We start from the raw sequence: 21,124 nt of genomic DNA on the forward strand, positions 1-21,124 counted from the left end.
CTTCCTTATCTATCGACTTATTGCATGACAAATCGAGTCATGTATACATCTTCTAATAAATCTGGATAAATATTATGCTTTTCCAATACGTTACGAGCGACTTTTAAAATCTCTGCACGCAGCTTATCTGGCCCTTCAGGCAGAATCAAATCATTGTAGTGTTGATTTCTCAACAAACGTTGAATGTCATTTTTCAAAATAGGCCGGAGATTTGACATTTCACCAGTATCTCCCACAAGCTGTGAGTAATAGGACATAAATTGCAAATCAACAGCTAAAAATTTTGCCTTACCATCACCATTAAAGTTCACCACAAATTTATCCATAACAAAATAACTAGGAGGTGCCTCTGGTGCTGGCGGTTCAAATTGCTTATATTTTGGAGAGTAGGTTTTTGCATGGCCTGCAAACTCTTCGCCTTCACCATGCTCAGCAGACCCGTGAACTTCCTCAGCTTCTGCTTTTTCACCATCTGACTTATCTCCACTCATAAGCAAATAAGCCATAACACCCAACCCAATCATTAATAAAATGACGATGACCAGTAGTAAGATAATTAAACCTTTCCCCGACTTTTTCCCTTCTTTTTCTTCAACTACTTCTTCTGCCATCTTGGATTTCCCTTTGTTTTATCAATTTGGGTTAAAGACTATTGTATGGTCTGAGTGGTTAGATTTTCTAAATCTGGCGCATCGCTCAGACTTTTCAAACGTGCTTCTGCTTCTTTATTCAAAACAATAATACTAATGCGTCTGTTTCGTGGATTATACGGATTTTCCTTATCGAATGGCACCGTATCAGCAAGCCCAACCACTTGAGCGATCCTCTTATCATCCACTCCACCATTGAGCAGTAATCTTCTGGCAGCATTAGCTCGATCTGCCGATAATTCCCAGTTTGTATATTCTGAATTGGAATGGTATCCAGAAGAATCGGTATGACCTGCGATACTGATGCTTTTATCCGTGCTCGCCAAAACACTTCCTACTTCTTGTAAAATTTTGGCCGCATAAGCCTTAGGAATATCGACTCCTGTACCAAACATCGGTTTACGACGATCATCAAGAATTTGAACCTGAAGACCATTGGGTGTAATTTCGATTTTTAATTGCTCTTTGAACTCTTTTAGTGCTTCGCTCATCTCGATTTTTTCTTCAAGCTTTTGTTTCATCAGCTCCATCTGTTCTTTTTCTTCTGCCTTGCCTGAGCCGTCTTCATCGCCCTCTTTACCTTTTGGCGCATCCTTAAAGCCGCCCATGTCAATCATCGCGTCGGCTGTTCGACCCGCTTCTTTAGATTCCACAATACTCATTGGTGATGACTCAATCACTGTCGGATCCCGGAAAAACTCCGCCATCGCTTTCATCTCTTCATCATTGGTTCCACCCAAAACCCAAAGCATTAAAAAGAAGGCTGCCGTTGCTGTCATGAAATCCGCAAACGCAATTTTCCATGCCCCGCCATGTGCAGAATGGGGACACTTATTTAGGCGTTTTATGATTATGGATTCTTCATCACTCATGATCGTTACTCTTTACCGGCCGGTATTATTTCTGGCTTTGTAAAAATTCATCCAGCTCTTGAAAACTTGGTCGATCATGACTTGGAATCGCTTTTCGTCCAAACTCAACCGCCACTTGTGGAGCGTAACCATTCAGGTTAGCAATCAAACAAGTTTTCAATACATTAAAGAAAGCGCCTTCTAACTCAGCACGATTTGCTAACTCCGATGAAATCGGGGCAATAAAACCGTAGGCAACCAAAATCCCTAAGAAAGTCCCAACAAGTGCCACAGACATATGATGGGCGATTTCCATAGGCCCAGCATCGAGATAACTCATGGTGACAATAATCCCCAAGACAGCAGCAACAATACCAAAAGCCGGCAGTGCTTCAGAAACTTTCCCAACCGCAGCACTTGGCATCATCGCTTCATGATGGTGACCATCAAGTTCTAGAATCATTAAATCTTCAAGCTGGTAAGGATTACTCGCGCCACTAATCATAAGTCGAAGATAATCACAAATAAAATCGACTGCGTGATGATCTGCGGCTACTTTTGGAGCACCATTAAACAATTCGCTGGAGTGTGGGTCTTCTACATCAGCCTCAATGGACATTAAACCTTCACGACGAGCCTTATTGAAGAGTTTGAACATCAGGCCTAAAGCTTCCATAAACATTTCTTTATCATGAGGCGCTGGTTTAACCAAACCTAAGCCACCACTAAACCCTGCCTTAACGACCCAACCTGGATTCGCAATAATGTAAGCACCGAGTGCCCCACCACAGATAATCACTACTTCTAATGGCTGGATCAGTATTCCGAAACTCCCGTGAGGAAGATACCCTCCCAACAAGGTTCCGATAACAACTAATGTACCCACTATTGCTTTCATTGAATTCTCACCTTATGCTTTTTTCTTGTTCTTTCGGCCTAAAACACGAATTTGAACATAGTTTAAGCAATGACTAGACCTTTTTGATAGCTTCCCCTTGTTTTCTCGCGAATTTCTTGGGGGAGCTCAAATTTATGTACAATTTTCAGATTAATTATGACTTACCACATTACTCAAAGCTGTCTGTGCAGCCTTTAATTCCTCAAGACTACCCACAATACCATTTAAGATATCATTCACTCGACCAGCTTGCGCTTGAGTCGTTCCAACACGCTCTTGTCCATCTGCCATTACTTTGACCGCATTACGGGCACGTTGTTGAAGCTCTTCAATAATTTTCTGAATTTCAGTCGTTGCTTGCTGGGTTTTACCTGCCAAAACTCGGACCTCATCTGCCACCACAGCAAATCCTCGACCATGCTCTCCTGCTCGAGCCGCTTCAATCGCCGCATTAAGAGCTAATAGGTTTGTTTGTTCAGCAATATCACGAATCAATACCAAAACCGTTCCGATATTACTACTGTCAGCCTCAAGCTGCTTAATAACCCCAGATGCATGGGTTACTTCATCCGTTAAGCTTGAAACTTCACTAATAACTGTTGCCGCCGAGGAAATCCCTTCATTGGAGTCATTCGACAAACGCTGCACTGCAGACTTAAGCTGCTCAGACAAATCCAATAATTCAGTTTTATTTGGCATCTCCACAGGTGCTGCATCGAAATCATCGACACTTGGCATCATCTCTTGCTGCTGTGCATAACACGCATCCAATGTCGATTGTAGTTCGACTTTTTCCAGCTCCAAATCCTGAACTTTAGATTCAATAGAAGATTTCGCAATCATCTGTTGAGTGACCTGATTAGAAGCTGTCTCTAATAATAAATTCAGTGCATTCAACAAATATGGATCTGTTTGCGGATCCTTCAAAGTCGTTGCCATATCTTCGGTTCTGACCACCGAACGAATTTCATCCACTAATCCTGAATAATCGACCGACTTATTCCCCCAAACAAAATAAGCAATCACTCCAACAATGACGGCTGTAATCAAAGCAATCAGCACCGCGAATGCAGGTATTGGCATACCGGCAACATTATCCGCTGCAAGTACATAAGTAGGAGCCGCCATCAACGCAAGCCCCAAGGCATTAATATTCGCTAATTTCATCACTAGACTCCTAAGCATAATAATCGACTAACTGATCAGATTCGGTTTGCAAAATCTGCTCAGAGGTTGTTAAAAGTTCTTCTTCACCAGATCCGGCGGTTTGAACACCTGAATTCTGGTTTTCAGATGAATCATCACTCATCTGTTCTTCCGCAAATTGGGAAAAATCTCCAACATCTACAGAGCTTAAATTCACTCCATTTTGCTCAAGCATTTCTCTCAGTCTTGGAATTGCAGCTTCCAAAGCTTCTCTAGTGGTTCCATGTTGAGCACTAAAAGAAACCTGCATTTGTTGGTCACGATCCATATGAAGTTTTATTTGAATCGGGCCGAGTTTTTCTGGGTTTAGCGTAATTTGAGCTTGCTGTAACTGGCTGTTCGCCATATAAACCACTCTCTGTCCTAGTGCTTGCCCCCACTGTGGATGCTTAACAGGCAATGGAATTGATTGTAGCCCAGGTGGCAAGCTTGCTCGTCTCTCTCCCGAAGAACTTTCTGTTAAAGGCACTCCATCCGAATCCAGCATAGACGTTTGCGTTAAACTTGCCTCGACCGCACGTAAATTAGCTTGTTGTTCAAGCCCTTTTTGCTGTGACTGCATCATTTGCGAAACAGGAACTTTATCCTGCATTTCAGCTGACTTTCCTTGCGCCATTAACGATGACAATTGCTGAGCCATTTGCTGAGTGTTACTTGCAGTTTTGCTTATTGCCGTCTCGCTATTATTTGCATTTCCCTTACCGGCTTCACCGGCCGGTAAATCTTGCCGTGCATTTTGTCTGTTATCAGTTCCTGATTCCTGTCTTGAATCCTGACGGCTCTCCTGGCGTGATTCTCCAGCCATTTGCTGTCCAGACTGTCCCATTTGGTTCGCTACAGCAGATCGACCAGAGTCAATAGAACCAGAGGATGAGGAGGATGCATTTGAAGCTGACTGTTGATTGCTTGCATTAACAGAAGTTGGCGCTTGTGCCGCCAAATTCACCTCTGCTTGTTCGATCGATTCATTTATTTCAGTCACACCGGCTTGAACATCATCCATTTGCTCTGCTACCAACTTCTGGTCAACCTGATCACTCTCACCCATTCTGCTCGGTTTTGCTTCTACTTCTACTTTAGCTTCAACCTCCGCATCATCTATCATCGCTATCGTTGGATTTGTGCTACTGACGTCTAATTGCTCTTCATTCGCCAGCGTTTCTTGAACTACAGCAACCTCTCCTTCAACAGGTATGGACTTTTGCTCTTCAGTCACCGGAGAGTTAGAAATCGGTGTCGTATTTTTCACTTCAGGATCGACACTTTCTAAAGAATCCATTTTTGCTTTCTCGACTCCTTCTGACTGCTCTGAACGAATCGCTTCTAGACTTTGTTCAATCAACTTTTGCCATTCTCTTGGTGACTCAGGAGCCTCACCAAATTCAGACTCAACAAGTTGCTGAAATTCTTGGGCGAACTGTTGTTTAGTAGTTTGTGCTATTTCGACTGGAGTTTTAACATCTGCGCCAACACTTTCAAACTCACTTTCACTTAACACATTTTCGTTAGGCTCAACCTGCGGTTGTTTATCACGATTGGCAGCCATTGCACTCATCATAAAGCCCATAGCAGAATTCGAAATCTCACTTGTCGGTTTTTCTGCATTACCCTCAAAAGTACTTATTTCCTCGTGGGAACTTTCACCCTTACGCTGACCTTCAGATAAATAATGACTTAACAGGCTTTTTAGAGACTTCTTAAACTCATCAGATGTTTCAGAGAAATCTATCCGGTGTAAATCAAGTTCAGCTTTCGTATCTCTTACTCCACCTACCGTCTCCGATTGTTGTTGTAAAGAGGCTTGTACAAAAGCCATTGCTTGTCCACGTAGCTCTTGTTCTTCAAGTTCTGAATCAATCGCAAACTTTGTTTGGGCATAATTTGTCAATGCTTGCTCAGGCATTTCCGGGCCAAATTCACCTTTAACCCCAAGTCCTATTTGAGTAGAGGCTAATTGTTGAAAGTCAACCGCTTCCTGTTGCGCCTTCGCATTCAGACTAGGTGAATCTGGTAAAACACTTTTAATTAACTCACTAAAAGATAAAGTCTTCTGTTCCGTTGTCGTTGCATTGCGCTCATTCGGCAAAACTTGCCCTAAAGCATTGGAGAGCTTTTTGCCGCCTAAAAGCATGCCATTCGCTGCATCAGGTAAATTTTCTTCTACCTCTTTTACATTAACTTTTACACGTTCGAACGCTGCGGATAAAACTCCTGCTTGCGTTTTTTCGACTGTTGAGCTGATTTGTAACATAGTCAATCACTCTTATCTAAATACTCGTTGTTATCACAACAGCAAATAGTATGCCCAGAATCATTTTGTGTAGGTTAAATAAGCGAATTTATTGAGAAGATTGAACGGATTGCTGAGCAGCCAACTCATCTAACATTTTTTGTTCTTGTTTGTTCAAATGTCCGTCATAATCACTTTGCATCTTTATGAATAGTTTTTCTAATGCCTTAAAACGAGCCCTTTTTTCAAGCCAAGCTTCACGAGCTTTCTCGGCCATAGTTTCTGATTGGGTCACGACAGTTTCCTGAGATTCAATCGCCTGCATTAATTTGTCTGCAAAAAGACGATAAGTATTTAACTGGGATAAACTTTGAGCAGGATTGATACCTTGTTTATTATAATCCTGCGCATATTCACGCAAAGATTCCAGTTGTTCAATGTCTTGATTTTGTTTTTGCTGCATCATGGCTAAAGTCTTACCAGCCTTATCCATCTCCATCTCAGCCAACTCCACCAATTTTTGCCAAGTTTTCAACTGTTTATCCATGCGTTACAACCCCAAATCTAATTTAAAATTTAACGCAGCGACTTTTGCAACATCAATAAACTTTGACTTAACGATACTTGCTCACCAATTGATTGAGATAAAAACTCATTAAGATTAGCGTACTTACCTATCGCCTCATCAATCAAAGGATCAGACCCTTTTCGATAAGCTCCAACATTGATTAAATCACGATTTTGCTGAAAAGCAGAATACAAACTCTTAAAGCGTTTCGCTGTTTGAAAATGCCTATCATCGACGATTTCAACCATCACACGACTGACCGAAGACTCAATATCAATCGCCGGGTACCGCCCACTATCCGCAATTTCACGTGACAAAACAATATGCCCATCCAAAACACCACGAGCCGAATCCACAACAGGATCCGATTGATCATCCCCTTCAGCAAGCACAGTGTAAATAGCCGTTATAGACCCTCCACCTTGAGTACCATTGCCAGCTCTTTCCACCAGTTGAGGCAACTTTGCAAACACCGATGGTGGGTAACCTTTACTTGCCGGTGGTTCTCCTACAGCCAAAGCAATCTCTCGTTGCGCTTGAGCAAATCGGGTCAATGAGTCCATTAACAATAAAACTTTTAAGCCTTGATCGCGAAAAAATTCAGCGATAGCTGTCGCTAACATAGCACCGTGAAGCCGCATCAACGGTGGATCATCGGCAGGGGTTGCCACCACAACTGACCGCTTTAAACCTTCAGTACCAAGATTGTGTTGCACAAACTCGTTTACTTCTCGACCACGTTCACCAACTAAACCAACTACCACAACATCCGCATTGGTAAACTTGGTCATCATGCCTAAAAGCACACTTTTACCAACGCCCGTTCCAGCCATTAGCCCCACACGTTGCCCCTGTCCGATAGTCAATAAGCTATTGATGGCTTTAATACCGACATCAAGAGGTTCATCAATGGGATGTCGACTTAAAGGGTTGATACGCTGTCCGTTCAGGGGAACATAACGCTCTACAGGAATAGCCCCCTTATCATCAAGGGGTTGCCCTGAACCATCAATGACACGACCAAGCATTCCAAATCCAACCCCAACTTGAATCCCTCCATCCAAGGGTAAAACTTTCGCATTTGGAGCAACGCCATGTACAACACCCATTGGCATTAAAAACAGTTTATTCTCCTGAAACCCTACCACCTCAGCTTCAATCGGCTCATCATCCCCATTAAAAATCTGACATCGAGATCCCATCGGAGCATATGTACCAACCACTTCCAAGGTCATACCAACCATACGTACTAAGCGGCCTTCAAGTTTTAACGTGGATGGCAAAATTCGGTCATCAAACTGCTTTAGCTTCTCGCCTAAAGAATGATTCAATTGTTGAAATGCTGAACTCATAAAAATATAACCAAGATTTACAGAAAGAAAACGCCTATTAGAGAAAACAGGTTTCGATTTGGATTTTAAGAATCAGACAATTTAATCAATTAGCTTTGAAACAGATGGTTCCGCTTCATTTTTTATCTTGGCAGTTTCCTCTGACTCCATTGAAGTTGTCACTTCTTCGGCTTTATCATCAGAAACTTCTTCAATAACTGAAGTAGAAGATTGGGTGATAATTTCTTGTCTAATCTGTTCAAAACGTTCTTGCCAGTCATTGTGAATAGTCGAGAATCCTTGTTTTACACGACAACTACCGGCCGGCAATGTTTTATCAGCCAATAACTTCCAATGGCAATAAGGCTCTTTCGAGAAATCAGGTAAAGTGTGCAAAAATTCTAAATCATCAGGATTCAAAAACACTTCAACAAGATTCTCTTGAGCATTTTCAGGAAGACCATTAACCGTCTTTTCAATCGAAGTAAGCAACCATTCCGGTGACTCTTCAATTTTAAATAGAATAATTTTTTCTGCTAGATGCACGGCAAATTGTGCAAGCTCTTCCAAAAGGTGAGATTCAAGATTGGCATAGGGAGTGGATAGATCATCTAGCATGGTTTCAAGATTTTGCAGCTTCGGAAAAATAAAATCACGCGCTTCAGAATAAGCCTCAGATTTACCGACGAGAGCACCTTCCTCCTTACCTAAACTGAAGCCTTTTTCGTACCCTTCCTGATAAGCTTGCTCGAACTTTTCTTTTTTGAGCTCTTCTCGCTCTTTTGCTAATGTGGTTTCAACCGCTGCATCCACTTTTTTCTGATGGAGCAGATTCGCCTGTTGAGACTGTTGCTTTTCCTCTTCTTCAAAGTCTGACAGTGTCCACGCAACCACTTTTGGCGGTTTTTTCAATGAGTTAAGTTCTTGTTGTTTAACCAGCTGAGAGTATTGAACGTCATCATTTTCACCGGCCGGTGAATTTTGTTGATCACTCATTTGTCTTTCCATGTCTTAACTTCATAGAGTTTAGTCATTTTAAACAAACTCCTCACCACCACCTGGCATCATCAGCTTCTCTTCATCTGCTAAACGACGAACGGTTTGGATAATGGTTCTTTGAGCATCTTCGACAGCACTAAGTTTGACAGGGGCTCCAGTTTCCAAATCCTCGCGCATAATTTCGGCTTGACGTTTGGAAACATTGCTTAAGAACTTCTCTTTTAAATCGTTTGTGGCGCCCTTCAAGGCAACAATCAGTAAATCAGACGGAATTTCACCAACAAGCGTTTGAATACCTCGATCATCAATCCCAATAATATCATCAAAGACAAACATCTTATCTTGGATAGCTCGACTGATTTCTTCATGCTCGGAAGCAATATCATCCAAAATTCGTGAATCGACACCACCGCCAACTAAGTTCAAAATTTCCGCTGCCCGTTTCTCACCACCAATCGTCGCCAACTTGCCTCCATCTCCATCACCTGAAGCATGTTCCAAAACATCGTTCAAATCAACCAGTGCACGAGGTTGAATCGTCGAAAGGGTCGCGATACGGTAAATAACTTCAGCTTGAAAACGTTCTGGAATTCCTCGTAGAACTTCTGCAGCTTGATCCGAGTCAAAATAAGAAAGAATAATCGCAACGACCTGAGGGTGTTCATTACGCAACATGTTAGAAATAGTCGATGGATGCATCCATTTTAGCGCCTCAAGACCTTTAAATTGATCTCCGAGCATGGAAACATCCATCATACCTCCGGCCCCCTCACCAAGAGCATCAGCCATCAGTGATTGCGCATATTCACTTGGATCAACACCGAGTGCATCTTCACCCAGTTCATTCAGAAAAGCTTGCATCACTTGATGGATATGATCATGTGTCACACTCTCAACGGTTGTCATAGCAGAACCAAGGCGCTGAACTTCACGTGGATTCAAATGCTTTAAAACCGAAGACGCTCGTTCTTTTCCCAAGGAAAGCAACAAGATCGCAGCTTTATCAAGCGGTTCAATACCATCATTTTCATCATATTCTTCAAGCAATTCGGCCATTAGCTATTTCCTTCAGATGAAAGCCACTGTCTTATAACGTGCGCCGCAAGTTTTGGATCACGATCAACAATTTCTCTAACCTTTTCAATCAATTGTTGCTCTTCAGCAGATTCTGCTTCCGCTTCTTCCGCTGCGTGTTCAACCTCTTCGTTCATTTGTTCAAGAGCTTTTGAGATCTCATCGGTGTTTTCTAAATCATCCACCTCTTCAGCCACATCCTCAGGGTATTCCGTCACAATCTCATGACGTTTAGAGAGATCTCTCAACATTGGGCGTATGACAAATAGAATGATAATTAGTACCGCAAGACCTGCAAGCAACTGCTTAACCAAATCCCAAAACCACGGTTCTTGCCAAATTGGAGTTGACTCGATTTCTTCCTCTGGTGCAGATAGAAACGACGCGTTGACAACGCTCAAAGTATCGCCACGCATTGAGTCAAGAGCGACTGTGTCACGAACCAACTGCTGATAACGTTGTAACTCTTCATCGGTTAATGGCGTGCGAACAAACTCACCGGCTTCATTTTGAATCAACTTATCATCTAAAACCACCGCAACCGATAAACGAGAAATGTTTCCGACAGAGTTTTTTATATGACTTATCGTTCGGTCAAGCTCATAGTTTTTAGTCGTTTTTTCGGAAGAGCTTTTCACACCGCCTGCCGAACCATCTTTGGTATACCCTTCTTCGGGTGCAATTCCCGCTCTTGGCGGCTGATTCGTTAATGCTCCTGGAATGCCTGTTGGACCATTTTCACGATTAATTTCACGAATCTCTTGCTCAGAGCGAATAGCGTCTGGATCAGGCTGGAAGTTTTCTCGAGTCTGTTCTTGTTGGGTAAAGTCCAGTTCAGCGGTAACTTGCGCTCGGACTTTTTCAGGGCCTCCAACAATTGGGGCTAATAAATCAATAATTCGATTAGAAAGTGTCAACTCAACTTGGCGAGTATAGTCCAGTTGCTTCATACTCATGTTAAGCATCGAACCTGCATGATCATTGCCAGTCAAAAGATTACCATTTTGATCAACCACGGTAACATCTGAGGCCTCCATATTTGGGATACTCGAAGACACCAAATAAACGATTGCACTGACCTGTTGATCATTCATCGTTCGACCAGGATAAAGCTTGACTACAACTGATGCCGTTGGTTTTTGTTGTTTTCTAACAAAAACTGAACGCTTGGGGAGCCCCAACATCACTCGCGCAGATTTAACTGCATTAATACTGGAAACAGATTTGGCAAGTTCGCCTTCCAAGGCACGGTGGTATTGCGTAGTTTCTTTGAACTGTGAAATACCAAAGCCTTGTTCGGCATCAAGTATCTGATAGCCGGTAGCAGCTTGTTTTGGATATCCGGCTGCGGCCATTTTAAGCCGTAAAGAATGAACCTGCTCACTGGGAACTAAAATCCCACCAGACGTGTGGTCAATTTGATAATCGACCATTTCTTGGTCAAGGGTTTGAATAATTTCATTAATATCTTGAGGATCAACACTACCAAAAAGCAAAGTGTATGGCTTCGACTGAGACCACATTACCAGGCTAATGACTAATGCTAAAGTTACTCCCAGTGCAACAACCAATCCTACTTGCTTGGCGACCGGTAATGCCGTGACATTATCGACAAAAGTGGAGCCAACGCTTTGTTTAGCACCAGCTTTTATACTTGGGTCAATAGTTGGAGATTCAGCCATAGAGTGTCTTTGTAGTCATCATTCAGGGGTTACCTGAGAAAAAATTATAGAGGCATTTGAATGACTTCTTTATAAGCCTCAACTAACTTGTTGCGAACTTGAGTCATCGCTTGAAAAGATAAACTGGCTTTTTGCGCTTGAAGCATAACTTCTGATAAATCCACATCTGGATCACCTCGCTCAAAAGCGTTTTTCATCTCTTTAGATTTGTTTTGTTCAAAGGTCACTGCCTCCACAGACTGTTTAAGCAAGTCTCCAAAATCTTCAGGAGCTTCACCAACTTGCTCTCCAGCCATCGGAGCACTGTCTTTCACAGGCTCAATTTTCGTTTGAGCCGCCAAAGAGCGCATTTGCAACATTAAGCTTTGTGTATCAATTGAGTCCATTCGAACCTTTTCTCCAGGTGACCTGAAACGTAATCTTTAGTATTTTTATTAATTTTAGAGAATGACCAAATCTTGGCATCATTTCCCAAGCAAACCTTATACCAGTTGAGAAATGAGCTCAACTTCAAGACCAATGTGTAAAGTTTAGCATTGAAACCTTACCGGCCGGTAACATTCATTAAAGACTTTATACCCTGTTAAGGAACGTCAATGCCTTGTTCTTTTAATTTCGCTAATTTATAACGCAAAGTTCTTGGGCTAATATTTAAAGCGTCGGCAGTTTTTTGACGATGGCCATCATTTGAGCGTAAGGTTTGCAGAATTAACTGTGTTTCTCTTGCTTTTAAATCCATTGGCAAAGCCTCTTCGTAAAGATGAGTTTCGGTGAACTCTGCTTCTTTAACCTGGCTAGCCTTACTATTTTTTGTCGGCATTGACTCCGATTCACTAGGTTTTTGATGATTGCTGAAACCATTGTTCTCATGAAGACTCTCTTCAGGCGGAACGGAAAACTGGTTTTCCATTTGGTCATCAAAGAAAATATGCTCTAGCTTAATCGAATCACCTGTCATCATCAGCAAAGCACGCTGCAAAACATTATCCAACTCTCGAATATTCCCTGGCCAACGATATTCCAGCAATTTTTTTAATGCCGGAGCGCTAATAAAAGGTTCCACACGTATGTCGCTACAATGACGTTTAATCAATCGCTCGGCAATTGCTGCCACATCTCTTGGACGCTCTCTCAAAGGCGGCAAGCGCATCGGAAACACATTCAACCGATAGAACAAATCCTCTCGAAAGGCTCCTTCCTGAATGGATTTTTTCATATCAATATTTGAAGCACTCAAGACTCGAACGTCTAACTTAATAATTTTAGTGCTCCCAATCCTCTCAACTTCCTTCTCTTGAAGCACTCGCAGCAATTTTGTTTGCAAATCAACTTTCATCTCGCCGATTTCATCTAAGAAAATCGTCCCACCTTGCGCCTGTTCAAATTTACCCGGCATTGATTTTCCAGCACCTGTAAATGCACCTTTTTCATAACCAAACAGAGTTGCTTCTAACATCGTTTCAGGAATGGCTGCGCAGTTAATCGCGACAAACGGCTGTTTATCACGTGTCGACTGATTATGAATATATCTCGCAAGTACCTCTTTACCAGTACCACTTTCACCACTGATATAAACACTCGCATCACTGCGAGCCACTTTTTTAGCCATTGTTTTTAACTGTTGTGTGACTGAATCAGCAACCACAAAATCGTCTTCACTTGAAGCATCACGATTGAAATAAGCTTTTGCTTTTTCTAAAAGAACATTCGCTTCAAAAGGCTTAACAATATAATCGACCGCACCGGCTTTCATTGCATCGACCGCCTGCTCCACCGTTCCGTAAGCAGTCATTAAAACAATCGGAAGATAGGGCTTGAGCGCCCGAATCCGAGTCATTAAGGTATAACCATCCATTCCATCCATACGAATGTCAGAGAACACCATGCCAATTTCATCATCAAGTGCTTGCAAAGCTTGTTCCGCACTGCTCACACTTACCACTTCAAATGCATTGATGCTCAGAATATCAACTAAAGCCTCTTGTAATTCTGGATCGTCTTCTACGACCAGGATTTTTGCTATGCTCATGAAGTAACCTTTGTCTCAATCAAATGGCTTTGTAAAGAGGAACCTGTTTTGTCCGAATTCGTTTGAAGAGGCAATCTTATCCCAAATCTGGATCCATACCCAACGATCGATTTCACCCACACTTCACCCGAATGTGCTTCTGCAATTGCTCTAACGACCGCTAAACCAAGTCCTGTGCCTTTAGCTCGGCTCGTGTAAAACGGCTCAAAGATCTGTTCTAACTTCTCTGGCTCAATGCCGGGGCCATTATCCATGACAATTAAATCTAAAAAGTTATCATTAATCACTTTTGCACTCACTTGAATCTGAGCACCTATACCAATGACTTCCAAGGCATTGTGCACTAAATTTTGCAAAGCAGTTACCAAAGCATCCATATCACCAGATAAATGTAAACTTTCCTCACTTCGATCAATTCTTACTTGTGCGTCTTCAGGCAACAACTCAACTTCAACTTGGTGGGCCAATTTATCATATAAATCAGACAATAAAATATCTTGCTCACAGCTTTTTCCGCCTTTAGCGTACTGCAACATGTCTTTCACTAAGCCTTCAAGGTGTCGCAAACTGTTCAGGGTCTTATCTACAAACTTATAACGTTGATCTCTTTGTAAATCATCAACATTTAACTGAGAAACATAAAGTAAAGCGGAAGCTAAAGGTGTGCGAATCTGATGTGCAAGTGACGCAGCCATCTCTCCCATTGAATGCAAGCGTTGATGACGGCTTTGATGCTCCTGCAACTGCTTAGCTTCAGTGACATCTTGCATCAATAAAATTTTTCCTAGCGATTCATCCAAAAGCGTTTCCGAGACCTGAAAAATCTGATCATCATGCGTAATTAATTGACCTGCATCATTGTGGTTCAAAAATACATTCATCACAACAATTTCCCAGTTGCGGTGTAAAGCATCTTCACCCAACAATTCAATCGCGCTTTGATTCATTTCAACTATTTGATCTTTCTGATCCAGCACAACAACAGCGGCCGGTAGCATTTTCAACAATCGGCTTAATCGATCTGCCACCTGTTTTTTTTCTTTATCACTTTGCGCTAACTGCTCTTGCAGCTCTTCCATTTGAGATTGCAACGCATGGTAGGAATCCGATAAACGATCTGAGGTCTGATTAAACATTTCAAAAGCTTTTTCCAGCTCTTGAATTCGCTGTTCTCGGATAGCAGCACTGTTCTCATCAGTTTCAGCATTAGAAGATGAATTCGATTCCAACATAATCTCTTTTCTCAATACTAGACTTGAACTTAACTCAATTCGTATTTACGAATTTTTTCAACTAAAGTCGTTCGATTGGTCTTTAAAAGTTTTGCGGCTTGCGAAACATTCCCTTCTGTCTGAGACAAAGCTTTTTGAATCAGTTCTACTTCCATTCCAACAAGATAGGATTTCAAATCGATACCGTCATCAAAGTTGATGTCAGAGACATTAGAATTCGGTTCCAAACCATTATTATCATTTACACTGGAAACTGAAGTAGGTACTTCAATGGCTGAAGCTTCAGGCACTGATGGTTTTTCTTCACCGGCCGGTGAACTTTGTAAAGAATCTGCCGGGGTATTTTCGTCAAACATCGATAGCGACTGCAAAAGTTCTGAATCGAGCTCCACTTGATAACGCTCAGGAAGGTCTTCATAGTCAATTTTCTGATCTGTAAACAAAATCGATAATCTTTCTGCCAAATTACTCAGTTCCCGAACATTTCCTGGCCACTTATAACACTGTAATGCCTGCATCGCCTTTTCACTAAACGAAGGAACTAACGTACCCATTTCAGACATTTTTGCAAACATAAACTCAAACAACTCTGGAATATCTTCAGGGCGCTCTCTGAGTGCAGGCATTTCAATCGGGAATACATTTAAACGATAAAATAAATCTTCACGAAATTTACCATCGGTTATTTGATCTTCTAGATTACGATGAGTTGCAGCAATGACTCGAACATCACAGTCAAAGGTTTTGTTACCACCAACACGTTCGTAGTTGCGTTCTTGTAAAACTCGCAATAACTTCACCTGCATTGGCAAAGGCATATCACCAATTTCATCTAAAAAGATCGAGCCTTTTTCTGCCATCTCAAAGCGACCTTTTCGCGCAGTAATTGCGCCAGTAAAAGCCCCTTTTTCATGACCAAACAACTCGCTTTCAAGAAGTTCGCCTGGAATAGCACCACAGTTGATTGGTACAAAAGTTTTGTCTGAACGTGAGGAAGAATTATGAAGCGCTTGCGCAACGACTTCTTTACCCGTACCAGATTCTCCCAGAATAAGAACGGTTGCATCCGTTTTGGCAACCTGCTGAATCAATTTTTTGACGGTTTGCATTGCAGGACCAGAACCTACAAGATTTGAGAAAAGATCGTTTGACATCCATGGCCCCGAATTTCAATAAGACCTGTCATTTATAAAGGGTTTATCAACGGATGTCAAAATTTTGGCAAAAGATTTTAAAAATTATTGAATAACAATAAGAAAAGGTTAAAACTTGACGTATTTTTTAATAGATTGATTGGCTTTTACGGCATTTGAGAAATCAGATGCTAAATCTTTTTGAGAATGGCCAAGAAGATCGCTTAACTTTTCAGCATCGTCCAACAACATTGGTCGAATAATTTCGAGTTTCTCTCCATAGTCACTGATCATTTTGTCGAGCATTGATTGCCACTGATTCTGCAACACTTCCAGTTCATCCCACTTTTTGGATTCGGCTAATTGCAACAGGTTTTTAGAAAAACTAAGCAACTTCAGTTTATCTTTCTGAAACTGCTCTGGTGATTTTTTTGGAGTCGTCAACATTATTGAAGCTGCTCTTTCGTTGCACGTTTAATATTCTCAGGCATCTGCTGCCATGCAGACTGTAAACCCTCAATATGCTCAATAACCTCATCTATTTTTTGCAAATCATTTTTCGCAACAGCTTGAAATACTGAACGGTGACAATAGTCATATAACGCGAACATATTCTGAGCAATTTCTCCACCTTGCTCAAAATTAACACCTGCTTTCAACGCATTCAAAATAGACAAGGCTTTACTGGAAAACTCAGCTTTTTTTTCATACTGCTTTTGTTCTATGAAAACTTTGGTTAATTTCAAATTTTTCAAGGCACCCGTGTAAAGCATATCCACCAATTTATGTGGGGTCGCTTCAGAAACTGCAGTTTCAACAGCCGTGTTTGCATATTGTTGTGCCAGGCGATTTTGCATTGCATAGCTCATGACATGGCTCCCTTATGATTTATCTTAAGTATTTTTATTTATTAGTTATCACTGCCAAATGTTGCAGACAACATATTTCGTGTTTGTTCACTACTAGATAGTAACGACTGCAATGCAGAAAACTGAAGTTGATATTTCAATAAAAGCTTGTCATATCGTGTATCAAGTTTTTCTTCTTTTTCATCGTACTCAGCATTTTTATTATTTAAACTTTCCAAACGCTGAGTCACCAAGCCATCTTCATTTTCAAACAGATTACTAATCACTTCCTCCATACGGCTGGCAAAACCTTGTGAAAAAGTAATTTCTGAAGTTCTTGGCACTGTCCCACCCAAAATTTCAAACTCTAATCCTCGAACTTCAGCAGGATCTCCCCCACTCCCAACAGCAAAATCAGAAATTTTAATTTTTCGGCCATCTTCAGAGTCGGCGTAAGCTCCGATATTAATGGTTGAACCATCACTCATCGTAATCGTACCATCGGTATTTTGGCCGCTTGAAGCCCCAGTCGTTAAATTAAGTTCTGCAAGACCGGTAAACCCACTAATATCCACGCTGGAATTCCCACCAAAACGATTGGAACTAATACTTAAACTTGAACCATCGGTTGTCACCGCTAAAGATGCCCCAGCGGCTTTTACTTCAGCATTAGCATTCATACTAGTACGCAATGATTCAGCAATTTCAGAAAGTGTAAAATTTCCAGCAGCTACGTTGATAGAAGTTGCTGTGGAACCATCCACTGAAAAATCAATCGTACCTCCTGAAACATTCACTAAATTCTCTCCCGAATAATCCGTTTGGGTAAAACCTTGGCTACTCAAGCCTGTTACATTTGTTAGGTTCAAAGCTCCCTGATCTTGAGAGGTAATTTCAAAACGCGCCTGAGCAGCATCATATTCAATCGTAAACAAACTTGGATCTACTCCGGGATTAGCAACACCTGTTGCAGTGTCAATCTGAGTTTGCATGTAGCTCATTAGATCTTCTCTTGTTGAAAAAGATTGAGCTGTAAAACTAACATTTGTTCCATTTAGATCAAATGAACTGTTTTGTAAGGTTAATAGTGAATCTTGATCAAAAACTCGAGCACCAGCGACACGTTGGTCACCTTCAGCATCAAATGTAACAGCGCCGCCTGTAGAAGTGGCTCTAGTCGCATTTTGTGTTATGTCTATTGAATAATTTCCTGTTTGAGTGTTCTCATTCCCGCCTAAAATATTGATTAAAGGGTCATCTGAGCTCCCACCTTTAGATAGAAGAGTCTTTAAGTTATCCAGACCTAGTTCCGCTACATCTTCCAGTCTTCCTTTATCTAACTCCATTTCACCATCACGGTTAATGCTTAAGCCAATAACAGCCAAACTGTTATAGTCGGAGCTAATCTCACTAATTGCCCCTGATAAAGAACTTTCTAAATCTCTGCGCACTTGTTTTAACAATGAAGAACCAGCCAAATCTCCCCAAAAGGTGTATTCTTCAGATTCTTGTTGCTCTTCTGTTAAATCTTCATAAGAACCTAGCTCATCTAGAATCGTATCGAGTTGGTTAAAAACTTCGACGAAAGACTCTACTTTTTCAATGACACCAGCCGTATCTTGACTGACATTTAAACTGGTACTCACTCCTGGTTGAGTCGATTTTAAATCAATTTCTACCCCTGGAATGACCTCGTCAAATGTATTTGTCGAACTGGTCACCATGACTCCATTCACTGACATAATGGCATCCTGAGCGGTTGAAGTGGTTGTAAAACCTTGAGTATCAAAATCGCTAATCCCTGAAATCTGCATTTCACTCGCAGCCCCAGTCTCTTTGGATGTAAACATCAGCTGATAACCGCTGCCTGTGTTAATCACCGATGCATTAACACCATAATCACCATTGTTTATTGTTCTTTGAAGTCCTTCCAGAGTGTTGTTTGAAGCATCAATTGTAATTGGGTCATAACTGTTACCTCCAACGGAAATGTTTAAGGTACCATTTGAAAGAGTATCAGAAGCAGAAGCATAGATTTTGTTAACCACTTGAGTGTTGGCTTGCGCTAATTGACGAGATTCAATTTGATAAGAACCATTTACCGCAGTACCCGTAATATTCGCCGTAAATAAAGACTCATTCCCAGAAACCGCGGAAGCTTGGGTGTAGGTATCAGGATTCGATAAATCCTGTAGATAAGACTTAAAAGCGTTCATATTTGACTGCAAATACGTCAACGCATTTAGCTCAGTGTTGGTTTTTTCTTGGTTTCTCTCCAAGATTGACCGCGGACCCGCTACTTCTGCCTCTGCCAACACCTTTGACATATTACCTATGTCAAACGTACTATTTGTCAATGAATTTAAAAGCGTAGTGCCAACTTCATTTGCCATGACGGACTCCTTAATCTGATCTTAAGTCTATGCAGAATTTATGCCAAGTGCACAGATTATTATTCTTATACTTTTATTATCGGCCGTTTTTGTAAAAGCTTAAACAAAAAAAGCGGCCATAAAGACCGCTAAACACACAAGGGAACTGGTTAAACCTTATTGTTGGTAATAAGACCCAGCGGAAAACCACCATCTGGCAATTGTTTCCGAGCCTCTAAATAAGCCGAGATATTTTTTGACACAGCAAGAAACTCCTCTGAAGGAATTTGTCGAATAATCTCGTTAGTTTCCGAATCTTTGATCATCACCACCATTTTTTCGGTATCTTCATCTTTTTCGAAACGTAAATAGTTATTAAGCTTTTCAAGTTGAGCATTCAGAGTGTCCATCATCGAACTTAACTCTTCAGATCCAACTTGAGAAGCTGCCTTTTGAGAAGAATCAACATTCTCACCGGCCGGTAAACTCTCCTCTGTAGAGGTAAGTTTTTCAGCTTTAGAAGTTGACGCTTCTCGCAAAGCAACAGGAGTCTGTTCAGTTTTTGACAAACTGCTTGAAATTTGACTGGTTTGTAAGAGATTGATTTCTGCCATAACAGCCTCCCCTTCAATGTCCACATTTATATGATTTCATTGAATAAGTTCCCTGTCAAACTCTCTTTATTCAGACTCCCAGTAGGTTGGGCCCTATCAAGATATTCTTGAATCTGTTGCATCATTTTCAGACTATCTTCAGAGGGCAATTGTCGAATGAGTTCATTGGTTGAACGATCTTTCACCTGTATAACAGGTGATTGGGTCGTTTCATCCAAACCAAATGTAATCTGTTGATCGCTCGCCTTTAATGCTTGATTTAACTCATCAACCTTGGTTTTAAGCACCTCAAGACTTGGGCTCACGTTACTTTGATCACCTTGATTTGGTTTTAATGAACCGATAGAACTCTTAGGGTCTCCCCCTTCTACACGCTGAGTAACTTCCGTTACTTTTTGAGCAGAAGGGGAGAAAATATTGTTGGAAACATTTTGAATATCCATAATCTTTCACCCCTATGTGCTACTCATCAGCGCCCTCAACTATCTAAGTAGCGAGAGAACGTTTTGAGAGTTACTATTGGACTGCGACAACATACTCATACCAGCTTGTTGTAGAACCTGAGTTCGAGCAAGGTTGGCACTTTCTTTCGCAAAATCTGCATCCATCACTGATGAACGAGAGTCCATAATATTTTCATTCACGTTTTGTAGATTCGATACAGTGGATTCCATACGGTTTTGTACAGCACCCCAGTACGCTTGCATGTTTTTAATGACAGACAAGCTACCATCAATGGCTGTAAGCGCAGTTGAAGCAAGAGCAACACCTGAACCATAGGTTGAAATACCACTCTGCAACGTAACCGCCGCACCAATTGCACTTAAAGTCGAGAAGTTAAGCATTGCGACAGCAATTCGGTTATTTGAACCGGCTTCCCATCCAACATGTGCTTTAAACGCAGATGCATTATCTCCAGCTACCGATAAAGCACCAGCACTTGTATTGGCAAAAGTAGCCGCTACCGCAGCGGAACCAAATGATGATGCATTCATGATGTTCATGCCATTGAATTTGGTAGTATCAGCGACACGTTGGATTTCTTCCTGAAGCTGACTAAACTCTGCTTGCATCTGTTTACGGTTGTCGTTGTTGTAGGTACCGTTCATGGATTGAACACCCAACTCACGCATACGTTGCAACATATTGACAACTTCTTCAGTCGCACCATCAAGTGTCTGTAACATACCAATTGAGTCATTGGCGTTTCGGATCGCTTGATCAGTCCCTTTGATTTGTGTGGTCATACCGGTTGTTACCGCAAGACCCGCAGCATCATCTGCCGCTTTGTTGATTCTTAAACCTGAAGTCAAACGTTCCATTGATACGGATTGTTCACGAGAAGTTTGATCCAAGGTACGTTGGGCGTTGATGGCACCCATATTTGTGTTGATTACCATTGCCATG

General features: G+C 41.5%; 20 protein-coding genes. All 20 read right to left on the reverse strand.

Going from position 1 to position 21,124, the window contains the following annotated elements:
- Positions 1-17 precede the first annotated feature (17 nt).
- Positions 18-611: a flagellar basal body-associated FliL family protein gene (locus D9T12_RS08505; protein ID WP_130537773.1), complete on the reverse strand. Its 594-nt coding sequence runs from the start codon at positions 609-611 to the stop codon at positions 18-20.
- A gap of 38 nt (positions 612-649) precedes the next feature.
- Positions 650-1,522: a flagellar motor protein MotB gene (motB, locus tag D9T12_RS08510; protein ID WP_130537774.1), complete on the reverse strand. Its 873-nt coding sequence runs from the start codon at positions 1,520-1,522 to the stop codon at positions 650-652.
- Between the two features lie 25 nt (positions 1,523-1,547).
- Positions 1,548-2,399: a flagellar motor stator protein MotA gene (gene motA, locus D9T12_RS08515; RefSeq protein ID WP_130537775.1), complete on the reverse strand. Its 852-nt coding sequence runs from the start codon at positions 2,397-2,399 to the stop codon at positions 1,548-1,550.
- Between the two features lie 150 nt (positions 2,400-2,549).
- Complete coding sequence (locus tag D9T12_RS12590; protein ID WP_130537776.1) at positions 2,550-3,566, reverse strand: methyl-accepting chemotaxis protein; 1,017 nt, start codon at positions 3,564-3,566, stop codon at positions 2,550-2,552.
- A 10-nt stretch (positions 3,567-3,576) separates the two neighbouring features.
- Positions 3,577-5,856, reverse strand: coding sequence for a flagellar hook-length control protein FliK (locus D9T12_RS08525; RefSeq protein WP_130537777.1), 2,280 nt, complete (start codon positions 5,854-5,856; stop codon positions 3,577-3,579).
- Between the two features lie 88 nt (positions 5,857-5,944).
- Positions 5,945-6,382, reverse strand: coding sequence for a flagellar export protein FliJ (gene fliJ, locus D9T12_RS08530; RefSeq protein ID WP_130537778.1), 438 nt, complete (start codon positions 6,380-6,382; stop codon positions 5,945-5,947).
- Positions 6,383-6,411: 29 nt separating this feature from the next.
- Positions 6,412-7,755: a flagellar protein export ATPase FliI gene (fliI, locus tag D9T12_RS08535; RefSeq protein WP_130537779.1), complete on the reverse strand. Its 1,344-nt coding sequence runs from the start codon at positions 7,753-7,755 to the stop codon at positions 6,412-6,414.
- 81 nt (positions 7,756-7,836) lie between these two features.
- Positions 7,837-8,730, reverse strand: coding sequence for a FliH/SctL family protein (locus D9T12_RS08540; RefSeq protein ID WP_165395078.1), 894 nt, complete (start codon positions 8,728-8,730; stop codon positions 7,837-7,839).
- 39 nt (positions 8,731-8,769) lie between these two features.
- Complete coding sequence (gene fliG / locus D9T12_RS08545; protein ID WP_130537781.1) at positions 8,770-9,789, reverse strand: flagellar motor switch protein FliG; 1,020 nt, start codon at positions 9,787-9,789, stop codon at positions 8,770-8,772.
- Complete coding sequence (gene fliF, locus D9T12_RS08550) at positions 9,789-11,489, reverse strand: flagellar basal-body MS-ring/collar protein FliF (RefSeq protein WP_130537782.1); 1,701 nt, start codon at positions 11,487-11,489, stop codon at positions 9,789-9,791. Before fliF ends, fliG begins: the two co-directional genes overlap by 1 nt.
- 44 nt (positions 11,490-11,533) lie before the next feature.
- Complete coding sequence (gene fliE, locus D9T12_RS08555; protein ID WP_130537783.1) at positions 11,534-11,875, reverse strand: flagellar hook-basal body complex protein FliE; 342 nt, start codon at positions 11,873-11,875, stop codon at positions 11,534-11,536.
- Between the two features lie 197 nt (positions 11,876-12,072).
- Positions 12,073-13,518 (reverse strand): sigma-54-dependent transcriptional regulator, encoded by a 1,446-nt coding sequence (locus tag D9T12_RS08560; protein ID WP_130537784.1) that lies wholly within the window; start codon positions 13,516-13,518, stop codon positions 12,073-12,075.
- The gene (locus D9T12_RS08565; protein WP_130537785.1) at positions 13,515-14,750 is read right to left on the reverse strand and encodes a sensor histidine kinase; all 1,236 of its coding nucleotides are present in this window, start codon (positions 14,748-14,750) and stop codon (positions 13,515-13,517) included. The genes D9T12_RS08560 and D9T12_RS08565 overlap by 4 nt, the downstream gene beginning before the upstream one ends.
- Before the next feature lie 29 nt (positions 14,751-14,779).
- Positions 14,780-15,904, reverse strand: coding sequence for a sigma-54 interaction domain-containing protein (locus D9T12_RS08570; RefSeq protein ID WP_130537786.1), 1,125 nt, complete (start codon positions 15,902-15,904; stop codon positions 14,780-14,782).
- A gap of 108 nt (positions 15,905-16,012) precedes the next feature.
- On the reverse strand, positions 16,013-16,330 hold the full coding sequence (gene fliT / locus D9T12_RS08575; RefSeq protein WP_130537787.1) for a flagellar protein FliT: 318 nt from the start codon (positions 16,328-16,330) through the stop codon (positions 16,013-16,015).
- Entirely contained in the window at positions 16,330-16,752 is a 423-nt protein-coding gene (gene fliS, locus D9T12_RS08580; protein WP_130537788.1) for a flagellar export chaperone FliS, read from the reverse strand. The genes fliT and fliS overlap by 1 nt, the downstream gene beginning before the upstream one ends.
- 41 nt (positions 16,753-16,793) lie before the next feature.
- Positions 16,794-19,124: a flagellar filament capping protein FliD gene (gene fliD, locus D9T12_RS08585; RefSeq protein ID WP_130537789.1), complete on the reverse strand. Its 2,331-nt coding sequence runs from the start codon at positions 19,122-19,124 to the stop codon at positions 16,794-16,796.
- 149 nt (positions 19,125-19,273) lie between these two features.
- On the reverse strand, positions 19,274-19,717 hold the full coding sequence (locus D9T12_RS08590; protein ID WP_130537790.1) for a flagellar protein FlaG: 444 nt from the start codon (positions 19,715-19,717) through the stop codon (positions 19,274-19,276).
- Between the two features lie 26 nt (positions 19,718-19,743).
- Positions 19,744-20,160: a flagellar protein FlaG gene (locus D9T12_RS08595; protein WP_130537791.1), complete on the reverse strand. Its 417-nt coding sequence runs from the start codon at positions 20,158-20,160 to the stop codon at positions 19,744-19,746.
- A 39-nt stretch (positions 20,161-20,199) separates the two neighbouring features.
- Positions 20,200-21,123, reverse strand: coding sequence for a flagellin N-terminal helical domain-containing protein (locus D9T12_RS08600; protein ID WP_130537792.1), 924 nt, complete (start codon positions 21,121-21,123; stop codon positions 20,200-20,202).
- Between the last annotated feature and the right edge of the window lies 1 nt (position 21,124).

The organism is Thiomicrorhabdus indica, assembly GCF_004293625.1.
Classification (GTDB): Bacteria; Pseudomonadota; Gammaproteobacteria; order Thiomicrospirales; family Thiomicrospiraceae; genus Thiomicrorhabdus; species Thiomicrorhabdus indica.